This window comes from Kitasatospora sp. NPDC048407, assembly GCF_043200475.1.
GTDB lineage: Bacteria > Actinomycetota > Actinomycetes > Streptomycetales > Streptomycetaceae > Kitasatospora.
Genome location: NZ_JBICXW010000009.1, coordinates 270,068 through 288,229, shown reverse-complemented (window position 1 = coordinate 288,229; position 18,162 = coordinate 270,068). Strand labels below are relative to the sequence as shown.

Sequence of the window (18,162 nt, the reverse complement as noted above, 5' to 3'; positions counted from 1 at the left end):
GGCCGCATCACCCTCGACGAGGACCTCATCCTCTACCTGTTCGGCACCCCCGGACAGGACCGCTTCTGGTTCATGTGGGACGACCTCGTCCGCGGTGCCATCGGCGCCGTCGTCCTCGTCGACACCCGACGCCTCGCCGACTGCTTCCCCGCCCTCGACTACTTCGAGAACTCGGGACTCCCCTTCGTCGTCGCCCTCAACGGCTTCGACGGACACCAGCCCCACACCGGCGACGAAGTCCGCGAAGCCCTCCAGCTCAACGCGGACATCCCGATCATCACCCTCGACGCCCGACGCCGGGACAGCGCCAAGAGCGCACTCATCACCCTCGTCGAGCACGCCCTCCTCGCCCGCCTGCGCTGACGAGACACGGGCATGGCCACGCCAGCAGGGGGCGTGCGGAGTCATCCGCACGCCCCCTGGGCACTTCCTCGCACCGACCGCGGTTACGGCCGCTGATCGGCCCTCAGCAGGCCGTAGGTGTACGCGTCCTCCAGCGCCACCCAGGACGCCGCGATCACGTTGTCCGCCACCCCGACCGTGGACCACGTCCCGGTGCCGTCGGTGGACTGGATCAGCACCCGGGTCTTCGAGCCCGTACCGTGCTGGCCCTCCAGGATGCGGACCTTGTAGTCCACCAGCTCCAGCTTCGCCAGCGGCGGGAAGATCGGCTCCAGCGCCGCCCGCAGCGCCTTGTCCAGCGCGTCCACCGGGCCGTTGCCCTCGCCGGTGGCGACCTTCCGCTCGCCCCGCGCCCACAGCTTCACCGTGGCCTCGTTGCCCGCCCGGCCCTCCGGGCCCTGCTCGCTGATGGTCCGCCAGGACTCCAGCTCGAAGAACCGCAGCCGCTCGCCACCGTTCACCTCGTCGCGCAGCAGCAGCTCGAACGACGCGTCCGCCGCCTCGTAGGTGTAGCCCAGGTTCTCCTGCGCCTTCACCCGGGCCACCACCCGGCCCGCCAGGTCACGGTCGCTGGACAGGTCGTAGCCCAGCTCCTTGCCCTTCAGCTCGATCGACGCCCGGCCCGCCATGTCGGACACCAGCATCCGCATGGTGTTGCCGACCCGCTCCGGATCGATGTGCTGGTACAGGTCCGGGTCCACCTTGATCGCCGAGGCGTGCAGGCCCGCCTTGTGCGCGAACGCCGAGAAGCCGACGTACGGCTGGTGGGTGGACGGGGTCAGGTTCACCACCTCGGCGATGGCGTGCGAGATGCGGGTCATCTCGGCGAGACTGCCGGCCGGCAGCACCCGACGGTCGTACTTCAGCTCCAGCGCCCCCGCCACCGGGAACAGGTTGGCGTTGCCGACCCGCTCGCCGTAGCCGTTCGCGGTGCACTGCACGTGCGTGGCGCCCGCGTCCACCGCGGCCAGCGTGTTGGCGACCGCGCAGCCGGTGTCGTCCTGCGCGTGGATGCCCAGCCGGGCACCCGTCTCCGCCAGCACCGTCGCGACGATCTCCCGCACACCGGACGGCAGCATCCCGCCGTTGGTGTCGCACAGCACGACCACGTCCGCGCCGGCCTCGTGAGCGGCCCTGACCACGGCCAGCGCGTACTCCGGGTTCGCCCGGTACCCGTCGAAGAAGTGCTCGCAGTCGATGAACACCCGGCGGCCCTGGGAGCGCAGGAACTCCACGCTGTCCCGGACCATCTCCAGGTTCTCCTCCAGCGTGGTGCGCAGCGCCAGCTCCACATGCCGGTCGTGCGACTTCGCCACCAGCGTCACCACCGGCGCGCCGGACGCGACCAGCGCCGCGAGCTGCGGGTCCTCGGCAGCCTTCCCGCCGGCCCGGCGGGTCGCGCCGAACGCCACCAACTGGGCGTTCTTCAGCTCCAGTTCGGCCTCCGCGCGGGCGAAGAACTCGGTGTCCCGGGGGTTGGCGCCGGGCCAGCCTCCCTCGATGAAGCCGACGCCGAACTCGTCCAGGTGGCGCGCGATGGCCAGCTTGTCCGCCACCGTGAGGTTGATCCCCTCACGCTGGGCGCCGTCGCGGAGCGTGGTGTCGAAGACGTGGAAGCCGTCGTGCGGACGGTCGTTGGCCTCGGTCATGGCCCTGGGTTCTCCGTTCGGTGGAGTATTTTCATGCATTTTGCCGGGATCGTGATCCGGCTCCACTGTCCAGCATCCCGCGCGCTCCCCCGGTGTCTCCGGCCCCCTCGTGAGGGCCCGGGCCGGTCCGGGACAAAACAAAAGACCCCTCGCGGGTGCGAGAGGTCTGCGCGCGGGTCTGGACGCTGGTGGTCGCTCCGCGGTCAGGGTGTTGCCACGGAAGCGGTCACTGCGGACCGGCGCGCCTGCTGCTAATAATCAGCGAAAGCGAGGACACCTTTGCAGTCTTGCACACGGTCCGCGATACGACAGACCCGTCTCGCCATCCGAAACGCCTACGCGAACAGCTCGGCCGTGTCGAGCTCGAACCCGAACGGCTCGGGCAACGGGAGCGAGGCACCGACGGGCACCGTTCCGGTGGTGGCGTAATCACCGTGGGCCGGGATGCTGTGCAGCACCACTTCGTCGACACTGCGGTCCACCAGCAGGTAGAGCGGGATCCCCGCCGCCGCGTATCCCAGCCTCTTGATGGCGCGCTCCCGGAGCGGCAGCCGCGAGGTCACCTCCAGCACCAGCACCACACCGGACGGCACCCACCACGGCGGTTGTCCGTTCATCGCGTTCCGCTCGGTGAACGTCGCGTCGGGGATGTAGTAGCCTCCCGGCACGATCAGCCCCTTCCGCAGGCCGGCGTCGAAGTCACCCCCCGAACGGAACACCTGCCGGAGGACCCGGCTGATCACGGTGTCGTGGCCGCCGTCCTGCGGTGGGGACACCACGATCTCGCCCGCGACCAGCTCGGCGCGGTAGCCCTCCGGGGTCTCCATGGCGAGGAAGTCGGCCACCAGGTACGGGTCTTCCGGTTCGATCGCACACACGGCAGGCTCCTTCTGTCACCGAGCCCAACGTGCCGCCGCGCCAAAGGTTGTCGGCCCGGGCATTCCGCCATGGAATGCCCGGGCCGGCGTCGTCAGACGATCTTGTGGAGCCAGTGGTGGGTGTCCGGGCGCTGGCCGCCCTGGATGGCGAGGAGGGCCTCGCGGAGCTGCATGGTGATGGGGCCGGGCTCGCCGGTGCCGATGGTCCAGTCGGCGGTGGCGGACTTGACGTGGCCGACGGGGGTGATGACGGCGGCGGTGCCGCAGGCGAAGACCTCGGTGATGGTGCCGTCGGCGTTGCCCTGCTTCCACTCGCCGGTGGAGATCTTGCGCTCCTCGGAGCGGTAGCCGAGGTCATTGGCCAGGGCGAGCAGCGAGTCGCGGGTGATGCCGGGGAGCAGGGCGCCGGAGAGTTCGGGGGTGACGACGGTGGCGTTCTCGCCCTCGCCGACGACGAAGTAGAGGTTCATGCCTCCCATCTCCTCGACCCACTTGTGCTCGGCGGCGTCCAGCCAGACCACCTGGTCGCAGCCCTTGGCGGCGGCCTCGGCCTGGGCGACCAGGGAGGCCGCGTAGTTGCCGGCGCACTTCGCGGCGCCGGTGCCGCCCGGCGCGGCGCGCACGTAGTCCTCGGAGAGCCAGACCGAGACCGGCTTGACGCCGCCGGGGAAGTACGCGCCGGCCGGCGAGGCGATGATCATGAAGATGTAGGAGTTGGCGGGGCGCACGCCCAGCCCGACCTCGGTGGCGAACATGAACGGACGCAGGTAGAGGCTCTGCTCCGGCTGGTTCGGCACCCACGCCTGGTCCTGCTGGACCAGCAGCTCGACCGCCTCGACGAAGGCCTCGACGGGCAGTTCGGGCATCGCCAGGCGGCGGGCGGAGGCCTGGAAGCGCTCCGCGTTGGCCTCCGGGCGGAAGGTCGCGATGGAGCCGTCGGCCTGGCGGTAGGCCTTCAGGCCCTCGAAGATCGCCTGGCCGTAGTGCAGCGTCATGTTGGCCGGGTCGATCTCCAGCGGCGCGTACGGCGTCAGCTGGGCGTCGTGCCAGCCGCGGCCCTCGGTCCAGCGGATGGTCACCATGTGGTCGGTGAAGATCCGGCCGAAGCCGGGGTTGGCCAGTCGGGCCTCGCGCTCCGCGTCGGACAGCGGCTGCGCCGAGGGCTTGAGGTCGAACGTGATGGGCGCCTGGGTGGGCGTGCTCATGGCTGTCTGTCCTTCACCGTGGGGTTTGGCTGGGCCACCGCCGGGCGGAGGAACGCATGACGGCACGGCCCACTGTCGATACTCGCATCCAGAGGGCCGTGCCGAACAGCCGGGAGGCTGTACGTCTGTGAACCGGCCCGTCGGCCGGAATTGTGATCCGGCCGGTCAGCCCGATACTCGGGCGGCGATCGCGTCGCCGACCGCGGAGGTGGACCGGGGGCCGGTGCGCGCGGTGAGGTCCGCGGCGACCGCGGCCTCGACCTGGGCGGCCTCGGCGGCGAAGCCGAGGTGCTCCAGCAGCATGGCGACCGAGAGCACGGTGGCGGTCGGGTCGGCCTTGCCCTGTCCGGCGATGTCCGGGGCGGAGCCGTGCACCGGCTCGAACATCGACGGGAAGTCGCCGCTCGGGTTGATGTTGCCGGACGCGGCCAGGCCGATGCCGCCGGTGACGGCCGCGGCGAGGTCGGTCAGGATGTCGCCGAACAGGTTGTCGGTGACGATCACGTCGAACCGCTCGGGCTGCGTGACGAAGAAGATCGTCGCCGCGTCCACGTGCAGGTAGTCGGTGGTGACCTCGGGGAACTCCCGGCCGACCTGCTCGAAGATCCGGGTCCACAGGTGGCCGGCGTGCACCAGCACGTTGTTCTTGTGGACCAGCGTCAGCTTCTTGCGCGGACGGGCCTGGGCGCGACGGTACGCGTCCCGGACGACCCGCTCGATGCCGAACGCGGTGTTCAGGCTGACCTCGGTGGCGACCTCCTGCGGAGTGCCGGTGCGCAGCGTGCCGCCGTTGCCGACGTACGGGCCCTCGGTGCCCTCGCGGACCACCACGAAGTCGATCTCCGGCTGCCCCGCCAGCGGCGACTGCACGCCCGGGAACAGCTTGCCGGGGCGGAGGTTGATGTGGTGGTCGAAGGCGAACCGCAGCTTCAGCAGCAGCCCGCGCTCCAGCACGCCCGACGGCACGCTCGGGTCACCGATCGCGCCGAGCAGGATGGCGTCCTGCCCCTTCAGCTCCTCCAGCACCGCGTCCGGCAGGGTCTCCCCGGTCCGGTGGTACAGCCGGGCACCGAGGTCGTACTCGGTGGTCTCCAGCTTCACATCGGAGGGCAGGGCGGCGCGAAGCACCTTGAGGCCCTCGGCCACAACCTCCTGGCCGATGCCGTCACCCGGGATCACTGCGAGACGAATGGTGCGAGACATGTTTCGGACAGTACAACCGTCCCAGGCCCTGAGCACGCGGCGTCCACGATCCGGACGGGATGTCAGCTCAGATCGATGTCGACGGGGAAGGGGTGCTCGACCTTGAGACGGTCGTGGAAGATGCCGGTGGGGGTGTAGCGGTTGGTCGCCGGGTCCAACTCGTAGGTGTAGACGACGGGTCGGTCATCCACGTTCTCCACCCGCCAGAAGTAGCGGATGCCGGCGGCGGCGTACTTGCGGGGCTTGATCTCGCGGTCGCGTTCCACCGACTCCTCCGTGACCGCCTCGACAGCGAGCAGTACGTCCTCCGCCCTGCAGAAGGTGGTCTCCGGCCCCCAGCCCGGCCGCGAGTCGACCGCCATCAGGTCGGGCTCAAACCGATTGCGCGCATCGAGCGTGACGGTCATCGAGCGCCAGACCTCCCAGATCGCCGGAGCGGCGGCCACCAATGCCTTCTCCAACAGGCCCGTAACCCAGGTTTCCCACTTGGTGCGCGGGGCGGTGAAGATCAGCGACCCTGCGATCAGCTCGGTGCGCGGCGGGGCGTCCGGGAGGTGGTCAAGGTCATCCGCCCGGTATCCGTGCACAGGTGGGCGGATCCAGTCGGGGTACGGAGTGAGGTCGTCCATGTGATCAGTCGCCCTTCGGGGTGAGGAGCTGAACGCGCTGCCCGACCGGGTTCAGGTGGTGGATCAGCAGGGCGTCGCGCAGCTTGGTGTGGAAGAGCTCGCCGGGGTGGGCGGGGTGGAGGACGGGGGTGGGGCGGGTGAGGTCCACAGCGAAGGGGCCGAGGGTGGAGGGGCCGGTCGAGAGGGTGTAGTGGAGGTTGGTGGCGGCGGGGAGGGCGGCGAGGCGGACGGGGAGGAGGACGGTGTCGGAGTCGAGGAGGGCGGTATCGGTGTCGCCCCAGCGGCCGCCCAGGGGTTGGACGTCGAGTTCGGTGCCGGTGCGGGCGTCGCGGGTGCGGGCGATGAGGACGTCGCTGCCGGGGAGGCGTTCGGCGGTGACGGTGGCGTCGGGGGTGCCGTCGCCGTCGAGGTCGAGGGTGGCGCGGACGGCGGAGGCGCCGACGGGGGTGGCGGTGGGGGCGGCGAGTACGGCGGCGAGGTAGAGCATGCCCTGGTCGTCGACGGCGGCGGCAGCGTGTCGCAGCTCGCCGGAGCCTTCCCCGCCGGGTTGCAGGACGGTGAGCAGGTCAGGGCGGATGCCGCCGGTCAGGGCGAAGGCGCTGGGGGTGCCGAACGCGGTGGCGTCCGTGGCGGGGCGCGGGGCGGCGAAGAGGGGGACGCGGAGGGCGGGGAGGGTGGGGTCGGCGGGGGTGAGGGTGAGGCGGCCGGAGAGTTCGCCGCGGTAGGTGCGGGGGTGGCCGGCCTGGATCAGGTCGAGGGTGGGGTCGGGGGCGCGGCCGAGGCCACTGGTGAGGCGGAGTGTGACGGTGACGGTCGCGGTGCCGTGTGGCGGGAGGACGACCCGGGCGGGTGAGAGTGCGAACGATGCGCCGGGGACGGAGGTGGAGCCGGAGTAGCCGACGCCGTAGGCGAGTTGGCGGTCGCCCAGGTTGCGGACTTCGACCTCGCGGGTGGCCGTCTGGGCCCCGGTGGCTTCGACCACGCCGAACGAGACGCCGACCGCGCCGTCGAGTTGGGTGCCGTAGGCGAGGACGGGGGTACGGACGGCGTCGTCGGCGCGGGCCCGGCCGCTGCCGGTGCGTTCGGGGCCGTAGACGGGGCCGGTGCGGTTGTCGTGCCGGTAGGTGTCGGTGGCGGTGTTCATCAGTGCGGCCTTGATCTCGGCGGCGCCCAGTTCGGGGTGGGCGGAGCGGACCAGTGCGGCGAGGCCGGCCAGGTGCGGGGTGGCCATGGAGGTGCCGTCCTCGCGCATGCCGGCGCTGCCGGAGCCGGCTTTCGCGGACCAGATGGTTTCGCCGGGTGCGGCCAGGTCGGGTTTGACGATGCCGTCGACGCCGATGCCACGGGAGGTGAACGTGGCCAGGGTGTCGGTGCGTTGCGGCTGGTCCTGCGGGACGGCGCCGTGCAGCGGATTGCCGGGTGTGGCGAGCCGGACGGTGACGGGGCCGGTGGCCGCGAGGAGGCGTTCGCCGTCGGCGCGGGCCAGGATCGCGGCGGGGATCCGTTCGTCGCCGGCGATCTCGCCGAGGTCGTCGCCGTCGGCGGCGTACAGCGCGCCGATGGCTCCGGCGTCGGCGGCGTGGTCGGCGCGCGGGGCGGAGCCGCAGGCCCGGTCGGCGTCCTTGGTGGTCCAGCGCAGGACGGCGATCTTTCCGCGCAGCCGTTCGAGATCGTCGGCGCCAAAGGCCGCGCAGCCGTCCAAGTCCTGGGCGGGAACGGCGAGTTCGCCGCTGACGGTGGCGGTGTCCCACTGGGTGTACCGGCCGCTCCAGTGCGCGGGGACGGTTCCGGCGAGAGCGGCGGGGGCGAGCACGGTGATGCCGTCGGCGTCGCCGTGCGGGTCGACGGAGGCGGCGGCGGTGAGCACTCGGCCCGCTGTGCCGGGGCTGCCGCCGACGCCGTACACGTCGCCCTCGTTGCCGGAGGCGGCGACCACCAGGGTGCCGAGTGCGGCGAGCCGGTCGGCGGCGAGGGCGTCGGCGTCGTCGGGGCTGCCGAACGGGCTGCCGAGGGAGAGGTTGACCACGTCGAGGCGGTCGCTCAGGTCGCCGTCGCCGTTGGGGTCGGCGGCCAGGTCGAGGGCGGCGGCGAGCTGGTCGGTGGAGCCGTGGCAGCCGAACACCTTGATGGCGTACAGCCGGGCGCCGGGGGCCGCGCCGGGGGCGACCTTGAAGTCGGCGGGGTTCAGGCCGGGCCGGTAGGGGCCGCGGTAGGGCTTGCCGTCGGCGGTGACGCCGAGGCCGGCGGCGGTGCCGGCGACGTGGGTGCCGTGGCCGTTGGCGGCGCAGTCGAGCGGGTTTTCGTCGGGGTGCGGGACGGGCTGCGGGTGTTCGGCGGCCGGGTCGGGGTCGTAGCCGTCGCCGACCAGGTCCCTGCCGCCGATCACCTTGTCGTTGGGGAAGAGTCCGGCGGGCGCGGGCTCGGCGGCGTCCAGGGCGGCGTAGGCCTCGGGGGTGCCGGGGCCGCCGAAGTCGGCGTGGGTGTAGTCGATGCCGGAGTCGACGATGCCGATCCGGACGCCTTCTCCGGTGTGGCCCTCCGGGCCGTCCCACACCTTGGGGGCTCCGGTGAGCGGCACCGCGTACCCGTTGGTGCGCTGTTTGAGCGCCACGGGGTGGACGGCCTTGACGCCGGGCAGGCCGGCCAGGCGCGGGAGTTGGCCGGCGGGCAGCCGCAGGGCGAGGCCGCTGACCAGGGTGCGGGTGCGGTACAGCGGGCGGGCGTCGGGGACGGCGTGCCGCAGGGTGGCGGTGAGGGCGTCCAGCGAGCGGTCGGCGGCGGCGCGCTGGGCGCTGCCGGCGGCGGCCGCGGCACGCCGGGTCTGGTCGGGGGTGCGGTGCTCGCGCCGGGCGCCGTCCTGGGCGCGTTGCCAGGCGGTGGCGGCGGGTTCGGTGGCTAACTCCAGCAGCACGGCGGTGCTGGGCCCGGGCGTCCCGACCGAATGGGCCGGGGTGGCCGGGGCGAGCAGGGCGAGGGTGACGAGAAGGCCGAGGGCGGTACGCACCCCGCCCAACCTAGGAGGGGCAGCCGGGCCGGGTGCGGACGTTCACCGCATGGGTGACGGTAAGTCACCCGGCTGGCGCAGTGGCGTGCGTGCGGCTCAGTGCTCGGCGGGGGCGCCGTTGTCGCGCCGGTCGAGGGCGCGCTGCAGGGCGGCGGCGGCGCGGGGGTCGGCCTGGGCGCGGCGGCGCCGGCGCTGGACGAGCGTGGCGACGGCGGTGGCGGTGGTGGGGGCGGTGGTGCGGTCTGCGACGAAAGGCATACCGGGCTCCTTGCATACGGGGGCGCAGCAGCGCGCGAGGGTGGTGACTACAAGAAGTACGCCTGGCAGGGGTCGCCTGCCGCACCGCGTACGTGCACACGGGCCACGCTCCCCGGCGTTGCGGGGGTGGCGCACCGTATGACTACTCCACAGTACGGCGGGCGGGCCGCGGTGTCGCCGAATTACTTGGATTTCCTACTATCTGAGACGGCGACGACCACCGGGTATGCGAACGGCCCTTCCGCCTCAAGGTCGGAAGGGCCGTTCTGGAGTGCTGAGGGGGCGTCAGCCGAGGTTCACCGCGCGGGCGAAGCGGGCGCCGATGGCGCCGGCGATCTCGGCGAGGACCTCCTGCGAGACCTCGGTGTCCACGGTGATCGAGGCGAGCGCGTTGTCACCGTCGCGGGCGACCTGCATGCCCGCGATGTTGATGCCGGCGTCGCCGAGGATCCGGCCGAGGGTGCCGACCACGCCGGGGCGGTCCTCGTAGTGGAAGAACGCCATGTGGTCGGTGAGGGCCACGTCCACGTCGAAGCCGTCCACGCCGACGATCTTCTGGGTCAGCTTCGGGCCGGAGAGGGTGCCGGAGATCGACACCTCGCCGCCGTCCGCCAGGGTGCCGCGGACGGTGATCACGTTGCGGTGCTCGGGCGACTCGCTGGAGGTGGTCAGGCGGACCTCGACGCCGCGCTCCTGGGCGAACAGCGGGGCGTTGACGTAGGACACCGTCTCGGCCACCACGTCCTCGAACACGCCCTTCAGCGCGGAGAGTTCGAGCACCTTGACGTCGTGCTGGGTGATCTCGCCGCGGACCTCGACGTCGAGGCGGACGGCGACCTCGCCGGCCAGCGCGGTGAAGATCCGGCCGAGCTTCTCGGCCAGCGGCAGGCCCGGGCGCACGTCCTCGGCGATCACGCCGCCCTGGACGTTGACCGCGTCCGGTACCAGTTCGCCGGCCAGCGCGAGGCGCACGGACTTGGCGACGGCGATGCCGGCCTTCTCCTGGGCCTCGTCGGTGGAGGCGCCCAGGTGCGGGGTGGCGACCACGTTGTCGAGGGCGAACAGCGGCGAGTCGGTGCACGGCTCCTTGGCGTACACGTCCAGGCCGGCGCCGGCCACCCGGCCGTCCTGGAGGGCGCGCAGCAGCGCTTCCTCGTCGACGATGCCACCGCGGGCGGCGTTGACGATCCGCACGCTCGGCTTGACCTTGTGCAGCGCCTCGTCGCCGATCAGGCCGATGGTCTCCGGGGTCTTCGGCAGGTGCACGGTGATGAAGTCCGCGACCTCCAGCAGCTCCTCGAGCGAGAGCAGCTTGACGCCCATCTGGGCCGCGCGGGCGGCCTGGATGTAGGGGTCGTAGGCGACGATCTTCATGCCGAACGCGGACATCCGCTGCGCGACCAGCACGCCGATCCGGCCGAGGCCGACCACGCCGAGGGTCTTCTCGCTGAGCTCGACGCCGGTGTACTTGTTGCGCTTCCACTCGCCGCCCTTGAGCGCGGCGTTGGCGGGCGCGATGTTGCGGGCGACCGAGATCAGCAGGCCGCAGGCGAGCTCGGCGGCGGTGACGATGTTGGAGGTCGGCGCGTTGACGACCATCACGCCGGCCTTGGTGGAGGCGGCGACGTCCACGTTGTCCAGGCCGACGCCGGCGCGGGCGACCACCTTGAGCTTCTTCGCGGCGGCCAGTGCCTCGGCGTCCACCTTGGTGGCGGAGCGGATCAGGATGGCGTCCACGTCGGCGATCGCGGTCAGCAGCTCGGCGCGGTCGGCGCCGTTGCAGTGCCGGATCTCGAAGTCGGGCCCGAGGGCGTCGACGGTCGCGGGCGAGAGCTCTTCGGCGATGAGGACTACGGCGTTCTTCGATGTCACAGCGCTCACGACAGTGTCCTTAACTGTCCGGTTCACCCCGCCGCGCGGAGGGCACGAAGGTGGCGTGCGCAGGGCGGGGGAAGGTGGCATGTCGCGTAGCTAGACGCACGACGCTGTGGGCCTGACGCGTACTCGGGAGTCTATCGGCGGGCCGCCGGGGGGACTGCTCCCGTCCGGCGAAATCACCCGGACGGGAACAGCCTTGTTGTACAAGCCGGATCAGGCTTCCTGGTCCACCCAGCTCATCAGCTTGCGGAGCTTCTTGCCGGTGGTCTCCAGCAGGTGGTCGGCGTCCGCGTTCTTGTACTCGTTGTACTTCGGCAGACCGGCCTTGTACTCGGCGATCCAGGTGTTGGCGAAGGTGCCGTCCTGGATCTCGGTCAGGACCTTCTTCATCTCGGCCTTGGTGTCGGCGGTGATGATGCGGGGGCCGGTGACGTAGTCGCCCCACTCGGCGGTCTCGGAGACCGACCAGCGCATCTTCTCCAGGCCGCCCTCGTACATCAGGTCGACGATCAGCTTCAGCTCGTGCAGGCACTCGAAGTAGGCGATCTCGGGCTGGTAGCCCGCCTCGACCAGGGTCTCGAAGCCGGCCTTGACCAGGGCGGCGGTGCCACCGCAGAGGACGGCCTGCTCACCGAACAGGTCGGTCTCGGTCTCCTCGGTGAAGGTGGTCTTGATGACGCCGGCCTTGGTGCCGCCGATGCCCTTGGCGTACGACAGCGCCAGGTCGAAGCCCTTGCCGGTGGCGTCCTGCTCGACGGCCACGATGCACGGAACGCCGCGGCCCTCCTGGTACTGACGGCGGACCAGGTGGCCCGGGCCCTTCGGGGCGACCATGCAGACGTCGACGTCGGCCGGCGGCTGGATGAAGCCGAAGCGGATGTTCAGGCCGTGGCCGAAGAACAGGGCGTCGCCCGCCTTCAGGTTCGGCTCGATGGCCTCCTTGTAGACGTCGGCCTGGATCGGGTCCGGCACCAGGATCATGATGACGTCGGCCTCGGCCGCGGCCTCGGACGGGGTGACCACGCGCAGGCCGGCCTCCTGGGCGGCGGCACGGGACTTGGAGCCCTCCAGCAGGCCGACGCGGACGTCGACGCCCGAGTCGCGCAGCGACAGCGCGTGGGCGTGGCCCTGGCTGCCATAGCCGATGACCGCGACCTTGCGGGCCTGGATGATGGACAGGTCGGCGTCGTCTTCGTAGAACAGCTCGGCCACGGGGGCACATCTCCTTGCGTGGTGGTGTTGCCGGGGGTTCCTACCGTAGGCGGACCCGGCGGGGGTTCGGTGTTGCTGCTTAAGTGTTGAGACGGCGCGCGTCAGGCGGTGCGGTCGAGCGCGCGCAGCGAGCGGTCGGTGATGGAGCGGGCGCCGCGGCCGATCGCGACCAGGCCGGACTGCACCAACTCCTTGATGCCGTAAGGCTCCAGCATCTTCAGCATGGCCTCCAGCTTGTCCGATGCGCCGGTCGCCTCGATGGTCACCGCCTCGGGCGACACGTCGACGGTCTTGGCGCGGAACAGCTGGACGATCTCGGTGACCTGGGAGCGGGTCTCGGCGTCGGCGCGGACCTTCACCAGGATCAGTTCGCGCTGGACGGCCTGGGTCTGGTCCAGTTCGACGATCTTGATCACGTTGACCAGCTTGTTGAGCTGCTTGGTGACCTGCTCCAGCGGCAGCTCCTCGACGTTGACCACGATGGTCATCCGGGAGATGTCGGGGTGCTCGGTCGGGCCGACCGCCAGCGAGTCGATGTTGAAGCCGCGGCGGGAGAACAGTGCGGCGATCCGGGCGAGCACGCCGGGCTTGTTCTCGACCAGGACGGACAGGGTGTGCTTGGACATGGTGGTCATCGCTTTCTGGTCCGTCAGTCCTGGTCGTCGCCGAAGTCGGGGCGGACGCCCCGGGCGAACTGGATCTCGTCGTTGCTGGTGCCGGCCGCGACCATCGGCCAGACCATGGCGTCCTGGTGGACGATGAAGTCGATGACCACCGGGCGGTCGTTGATCTCCATGGCCTGCTTGATGACGGCGTCCAGGTCCTCGGGGCGCTCGCAGCGCAGGCCGACGCAGCCCATCGCCTCGGACAGCTTCACGAAGTCCGGGATCCGGGTGCCCTGGGCGGGCTGCTCGATGCCGTCATGGCCGGGGCCGGAGTGCAGGACGGTGTTGGAGTAGCGCTGGTTGTAGAACAGCGTCTGCCACTGGCGGACCATGCCCAGCGAACCGTTGTTGATGACCGCGACCTTGATCGGCAGGTTGTTCAGGCTGCAGGTGGTCAGTTCCTGATTGGTCATCTGGAAGCAGCCGTCGCCGTCGATCGCCCAGACCGGGACGTCGGGCTGACCGGCCTTGGCGCCCATCGCGGCCGGGACGGCGTAGCCCATGGTGCCGGCGCCGCCGGAGTTCAGCCAGGTGGCGGGCTTCTCGAACTTGATGAACTGGCTGGCCCACATCTGGTGCTGGCCGACGCCCGCGGCGTAGATGGCGTCCGGGCCGACCAGTTGGCCGATCCGCTCGATCACCTGCTGCGGCGACAGCATGCCCTCGGGGGCGGGCTCGTAGCCCAGCGGGTAGGTCTGCTTCCACTGGTTCAGCTTGGTCCACCAGTCCGCGTAGTCGCCGCGGTGGCCGGCGTCGAACTCGGCCTGGACGGCGACGATCAGGTCGGCCAGCACCTCGCGGGCGTCGCCGACGATCGGGACGTCCGCCGGGCGGTTCTTGCCGATCTCGGCGGGGTCGATGTCGGCGTGCACGACCTTGGCGTTCGGGGCGAACGAGTCGAGCTTGCCGGTGACCCGGTCGTCGAAGCGGGCGCCCAGGGTGAACAGCAGGTCGGACTTCTGCAGCGCGGTGACCGCGGGGACCGAGCCGTGCATGCCGGGCATGCCCAGGTGCTGCGGGTGGCTGTCCGGGAAGACGCCGATCGCCATCAGGGTGGTGACCACCGGGGCGCCGGTCAGCTCGGCCAGGATGCGCAGCTCCGCGCCGGCGTTGGCCTTCAGCACGCCGCCGCCGACGTACAGCACCGGACGCTTGGAGTTCACCAGCAGCTTGGCGGCCTCGCGGATCTGCTTGGCGTGCGGCTTGGTGACCGGGCGGTAGCCGGGCAGCGAGGTCTCGACCGGCCAGCGGAAGGTGGTGGTGGCCTGCAGGGCGTCCTTGGCGATGTCGACCAGGACCGGGCCGGGGCGGCCGGTGGCGGCGATGTGGAAGGCCTCGGCGATCACCCGGGGGATCTCGGCGGGGTCGGTGACCAGGTAGTTGTGCTTGGTGATCGGCATCGTGATGCCGCAGATGTCCGCCTCCTGGAAGGCGTCCGTGCCGATCGCCTTGGAGGCGACCTGGCCGGTGATCGCGACCATCGGGACGGAGTCCATGTAGGCGTCGGCGATCGGGGTGACCAGGTTGGTGGCGCCGGGGCCCGAGGTGGCCATGCAGACGCCGACCCGGCCGGTGGCCTGCGCGTAGCCGGTCGCGGCGTGGCCGGCGCCCTGCTCGTGGCGGACCAGGATGTGCCGGACCTTGGTGGAGTCCATCAGCGGGTCGTACGCAGGGAGGATGGCACCGCCCGGAATGCCGAAGACCGTGTCGGCCCCGACGGCCTCGAGCGAGCGAATGAGCGACTGTGCGCCGGTCATGGTCTCGATGGTCTGCTGACCCGGAGCGTGGGCGGCCGGGTGGTCCCCACGACGGGGGGTTGCGGCGTGCTCAGTCATCTGCCTGTCTCTTCTCGGGTTCTGCTCGGGGTGGCGCCGGCCCGGGGGCGGTGGCTCCCTGGGCGGTCTCCGGCGGTGCCTCGATCGTCCGGATTTCGGGGGGTTGAGGCCAGGATTCCTGCGGTGGCCGACCCGGATTCGTGCAACAAAAAACCCCTCGTGCCAAGGGCATGCGAGGGGGAGGCGCGTCAGGCTGTTCTTCAGCCGACGCGCCCGCCAAGTACGAGAATTCGGGTGGTCATGGCACCGACCTTCCTCCCACGCAGTGGTGGGTGTCAAGCTGGTGGGACCGCCGTCTCACCATGCGGGCCACCGCTCGGACCCCCGACGGTGTGCCGTTGCGGCAGCTCAAGGCCGCTGTGCAGGTGCCCCGGGCGGGCCGCGGAAGCCTCCGCCAATCCGTTCGTGCGGGCCTCCGGGGTGAGCAGCGGGCGGCGGCCGGGGTGGCCCTGGCCGGGGCGCGGGACGGAGTAGCCGCGGCGCAGCAGGGCGCGGCGCAGCCGCAGTTCGTCGAGCGGGCGGTCGAAGGCCAGGCCCTGGCCGCGCCGGCAGCCGAGTTCCTGGAGCACGGCGAGCTGCCGGGGGTGGTCGACGCCGTCGGCGCCGGTGACCAGGCCGAGGTCGCGGCCGAGGCGCAGGGCGTGCCCGGCGAGTGCCCGGGTGAGGGTGGAGTCGGCGATGTCCTGGACCAGGCTGCGGTCCAGTTTGAGCGCGTCGAACGGCATCCGGGCGAGTGCGCCGAGCGAGCCGCCGCCGGCGCCGAACCCGGCGAGCGCGGTGGACACCCCGAGGCGGCGGAACGCGGCCAGGCGGCGGCCGAGTTCGTCGGCGAGCGCGTCGGGGCCGGTCCGGGAGACTTCCAGGACGAGCAGGTCGGGCGGCAGTTCGGTGTCCCGCAGGGCGCCGGCCAGGGTTTCGTACATGCCGGGGGCGCAGAGCCGTTCGGCGGCCAGCCGGACGGTGACGGGGACGGGCGGGGCGGCGGGGCCGTCGGCGCGGCGGCGGGCGGCGGCGGCGACGGCCTCGGTGACCAGCCAGCGGGCGAACCGGGTGGCGCCGTCGCCGGTGTCGGCGGTGCGCAGGAACTCTGCGGGAGTGAGCAGCAGGCCTTCGGCGGAGCGCCAGCGGGCCTGGGCCTCGACGCCGGTGAGCCGGCCGCCGGCCAGTTCGACGACGGGTTGGTGGAGCAGCGCGAAGGAGCCTTCGCGGACGGCGGCGCGCAGCCGCTCCTCCAGTTCGCCGCGCCGGTCGAGTTCGGCGCGCATCGCCGGGGTGTAGAGCACCACCCGGCCCTTGCCGCGGGACTTGGCCTGGTACATCGCGAGGTCGGCGTTGCGGAGCAGTTCGTCGGCGGCGCTCGCGGCCCGGCTGTCGGCGCTGCGGGCGCGGGCGTCCTCGTCCTCGCCGGGGGCGGGGTCGGGGACGGGCAGTGGGGCGTCGGGGCCGAAGGCGATGCCGATCGAGGCGGCGACGCCGAGTTCGGTGCCGCCGATCCAGTACGGCTCGGAGAGGGCGGCGCGGATGCGTTCGGCGAGGTCGCGGACCTGCGGGTGGCCGAGCCGGCCGCGGACCAGGACGGCGAACTCGTCGCCGCCGAACCGGGCGACGGTGTCCTCGGTGCGGACGGCGGCCTGGAGGCGGCGGGCGGCCTGCACCAGCAGTTCGTCACCGACCTGGTGGCCGGCGGTGTCGTTGACGGCCTTGAAGCCGTCCAGGTCGAGGAAGAGCACGGCGAGGGCGGTGCCGGCCGGGCCCTGCGCGGTGAGCGCGGCCCGGACGCGCTGGGCGAACAGGGCGCGGTTGGGCAGGTCGGTGAGCGGGTCGTGGAACGCGTTGTGCTGCAACTGGGCCTGCAGGCGCACCCGTTCGGTGATGTCGCGGCTGTTCAGGATCAGTCCGTCGCGGTACGGGTTGACGGTGGATTCGACGTGCAGCCACTCCCCCTCGCCCTCGCCCTCGTTCTCGCCCGAGCGGATCCGGCATTCGACCCGGGCGGAGGGTTCGCCGGGCTGGAACCGGGCGCCCCGGCTGCGGGCCAGGATGCGGCGCACCTCGGCGAGCACCCGGTCGACGTCCTCGGGGTGGACCAGGTTGAGCAGGTTGCCGCCGACCAGGTCCTCCGGGTCGCGGTTGTAGACCCGCAGCGCGGCGGGGCTGACGTAGGACAGCGCGCCGGACGGCCCGGCGATCATGATGACGTCGCTGGAGCCCTGCACCAGGGAGCGGAAGTGGGCTTCCTTGGTGGCGAGTTCCTGTGCGAGCGACAGGTTGTCGAGCAGCATCACGCCCTGCCGGACGATCAGGGCCAGGCCGACGGTGCTGGCGGCGGCGAGCATCACCCGGTCCAGCGGGCGGCCGCCGAGCGCGTTGTAGAGGATGCCGGCGGTGCACACCGCGGCGGCGGCGTAGGGCGTGAGCGCGCTGAAGGTGGAGGCGACCCGGCGGCGCGGCCCGCCCTGGGTGGAGGGGTGCTGGCGGCTGGGGCGGCGGGTGTGCGACCAGGGGGCCCAGGCGAGCAGCAGGGAGCCGGCGAACCAGCCGGCGTCCAGCAGTTCGCCGGAGTGGTAGTCGCTGTGGAACTGCGGGGTGGTGAACAGGGCGTCGCAGACCACGGTGACGACCAGGCCGATCATCGCGGTGTGCACGGCGGCCCGATTGCGGTCCCGGCCGCGGACGTTGAGGCCGACCACCAGGCCGACCAGCAGGATGTCCAGTACGGGGTAGCCGAGGCCGATGGCGAGCTTCAGCGGGTCGTCACCGTCGCCGGCGGCGACCCGGCCGAGTGCCAGGCTCCAGCTGAGGGTGAACAGCGAGCCGGCCACCAGCCAGCCGTCCAGCATCAGGCAGAGCCAGCCGGCCGGGTTGCGCGGGCGCTGGGCGAGCACCAGCAGGCCGGTGATGGCGAGCGGGGCGAACAGCAGGAACGGGTACTCGGCGGAGGAGTCCGGCGGCAGCGGCCGGCCGAGCACCACCTCGTACCAGCCCCACAGGCCGTTGCCGAACGCGACCACGGCGGAGGAGAGGCCGAACAGCAGCCAGGCGGGCCGGGTGTGGCCGCCCACCGCGATGCCGTGCGCGAGGCAGGACAGGGCGGCCGCGAGGGCCGCCCCGGCGAGGCCGAAGTCGCCCATCACCAGGGCGAGTTCGCACGAACCCCAGCCAAGTCCGGAACCCACCGCGTACCCGGCGCAGAGCACCGCGAGCAGCACGGCCGTGAGCCTGCGCAGGGCGGGATGGGCAGGCAGCACCGATTCGGTGGAGTTCAATCGACATCTCCCCCTCCGGCCCGTGGCCGTACCGGTGTTCCCGCTTCGGACCCTACACCAATCCGGTCACGCACCGGC

Annotated in this window: 13 protein-coding genes; 1 reads left to right on the top strand and 12 read right to left on the bottom strand. The window is 71.9% G+C overall.

What is annotated here, in order from left to right; translation table 11 throughout:
* A partial coding sequence (locus ACGFWJ_RS19430) for an ATP/GTP-binding protein (protein WP_392950961.1) occupies nucleotides 1-363 on the top strand: 363 nt, incomplete at its 5' end.
* Nucleotides 364-446: 83 nt separating this feature from the next.
* On the opposite strand, the gene cimA is transcribed toward ACGFWJ_RS19430, so the two are convergent.
* From cimA to ACGFWJ_RS19370, 12 genes are all read right to left on the bottom strand, one after another.
* A complete protein-coding gene (gene cimA, locus ACGFWJ_RS19425; RefSeq protein ID WP_392950958.1) occupies nucleotides 447-2,051 on the bottom strand; it encodes a citramalate synthase in 1,605 nt (534 codons plus the stop codon).
* A 335-nt stretch (nucleotides 2,052-2,386) separates the two neighbouring features.
* Entirely contained in the window at nucleotides 2,387-2,929 is a 543-nt protein-coding gene (locus tag ACGFWJ_RS19420; protein ID WP_392950955.1) for a Uma2 family endonuclease, read from the bottom strand.
* A gap of 92 nt (nucleotides 2,930-3,021) precedes the next feature.
* Nucleotides 3,022-4,134, bottom strand: coding sequence for a branched-chain amino acid aminotransferase (locus ACGFWJ_RS19415; RefSeq protein ID WP_392950952.1), 1,113 nt, complete (start codon nucleotides 4,132-4,134; stop codon nucleotides 3,022-3,024).
* A gap of 165 nt (nucleotides 4,135-4,299) precedes the next feature.
* A complete protein-coding gene (locus tag ACGFWJ_RS19410) occupies nucleotides 4,300-5,337 on the bottom strand; it encodes a 3-isopropylmalate dehydrogenase (protein ID WP_392950950.1) in 1,038 nt (345 codons plus the stop codon).
* Nucleotides 5,338-5,399: 62 nt separating this feature from the next.
* Nucleotides 5,400-5,966, bottom strand: coding sequence for a Uma2 family endonuclease (locus ACGFWJ_RS19405; RefSeq protein ID WP_392950947.1), 567 nt, complete (start codon nucleotides 5,964-5,966; stop codon nucleotides 5,400-5,402).
* 4 nt (nucleotides 5,967-5,970) lie between these two features.
* Nucleotides 5,971-8,970: a S8 family serine peptidase gene (locus ACGFWJ_RS19400; protein WP_392950944.1), complete on the bottom strand. Its 3,000-nt coding sequence runs from the start codon at nucleotides 8,968-8,970 to the stop codon at nucleotides 5,971-5,973.
* A 96-nt stretch (nucleotides 8,971-9,066) separates the two neighbouring features.
* Nucleotides 9,067-9,228 carry a hypothetical protein gene (locus ACGFWJ_RS19395; RefSeq protein ID WP_387636936.1) on the bottom strand — a complete coding sequence of 54 codons (162 nt, stop codon included), beginning with the start codon at nucleotides 9,226-9,228 and terminating at the stop codon, nucleotides 9,067-9,069.
* Nucleotides 9,229-9,513: 285 nt separating this feature from the next.
* The gene (gene serA, locus ACGFWJ_RS19390; protein WP_392950981.1) at nucleotides 9,514-11,100 is read right to left on the bottom strand and encodes a phosphoglycerate dehydrogenase; all 1,587 of its coding nucleotides are present in this window, start codon (nucleotides 11,098-11,100) and stop codon (nucleotides 9,514-9,516) included.
* Nucleotides 11,101-11,319: 219 nt separating this feature from the next.
* On the bottom strand, nucleotides 11,320-12,318 hold the full coding sequence (gene ilvC, locus ACGFWJ_RS19385) for a ketol-acid reductoisomerase (RefSeq protein WP_392950941.1): 999 nt from the start codon (nucleotides 12,316-12,318) through the stop codon (nucleotides 11,320-11,322).
* A gap of 101 nt (nucleotides 12,319-12,419) precedes the next feature.
* A complete protein-coding gene (gene ilvN / locus ACGFWJ_RS19380; protein WP_392950979.1) occupies nucleotides 12,420-12,944 on the bottom strand; it encodes an acetolactate synthase small subunit in 525 nt (174 codons plus the stop codon).
* Between the two features lie 23 nt (nucleotides 12,945-12,967).
* Complete coding sequence (locus tag ACGFWJ_RS19375; protein WP_387636944.1) at nucleotides 12,968-14,818, bottom strand: acetolactate synthase large subunit; 1,851 nt, start codon at nucleotides 14,816-14,818, stop codon at nucleotides 12,968-12,970.
* A 275-nt stretch (nucleotides 14,819-15,093) separates the two neighbouring features.
* Nucleotides 15,094-18,084: a putative bifunctional diguanylate cyclase/phosphodiesterase gene (locus ACGFWJ_RS19370; protein WP_392950939.1), complete on the bottom strand. Its 2,991-nt coding sequence runs from the start codon at nucleotides 18,082-18,084 to the stop codon at nucleotides 15,094-15,096.
* Nucleotides 18,085-18,162 lie beyond the last annotated feature (78 nt).

Bases quoted from the DNA above. Each gene is read 5' to 3' on its own strand.
- cimA (WP_392950958.1), bottom strand. From the start codon at position 2,051: ATGACCGAGGCCAACGACCGTCCGCACGACGGCTTCCACGTCTTCGAC.
- ACGFWJ_RS19415 (WP_392950952.1), bottom strand. From the start codon at position 4,134: ATGAGCACGCCCACCCAGGCGCCCATCACGTTCGACCTCAAGCCCTCG.
- ACGFWJ_RS19410 (WP_392950950.1), bottom strand. From the start codon at position 5,337: ATGTCTCGCACCATTCGTCTCGCAGTGATCCCGGGTGACGGCATCGGC.
- ACGFWJ_RS19405 (WP_392950947.1), bottom strand. From the start codon at position 5,966: ATGGACGACCTCACTCCGTACCCCGACTGGATCCGCCCACCTGTGCAC.
- ACGFWJ_RS19395 (WP_387636936.1), bottom strand. From the start codon at position 9,228: ATGCCTTTCGTCGCAGACCGCACCACCGCCCCCACCACCGCCACCGCC.
- ilvN (WP_392950979.1), bottom strand. From the start codon at position 12,944: ATGTCCAAGCACACCCTGTCCGTCCTGGTCGAGAACAAGCCCGGCGTG.
- ACGFWJ_RS19375 (WP_387636944.1), bottom strand. From the start codon at position 14,818: ATGACTGAGCACGCCGCAACCCCCCGTCGTGGGGACCACCCGGCCGCC.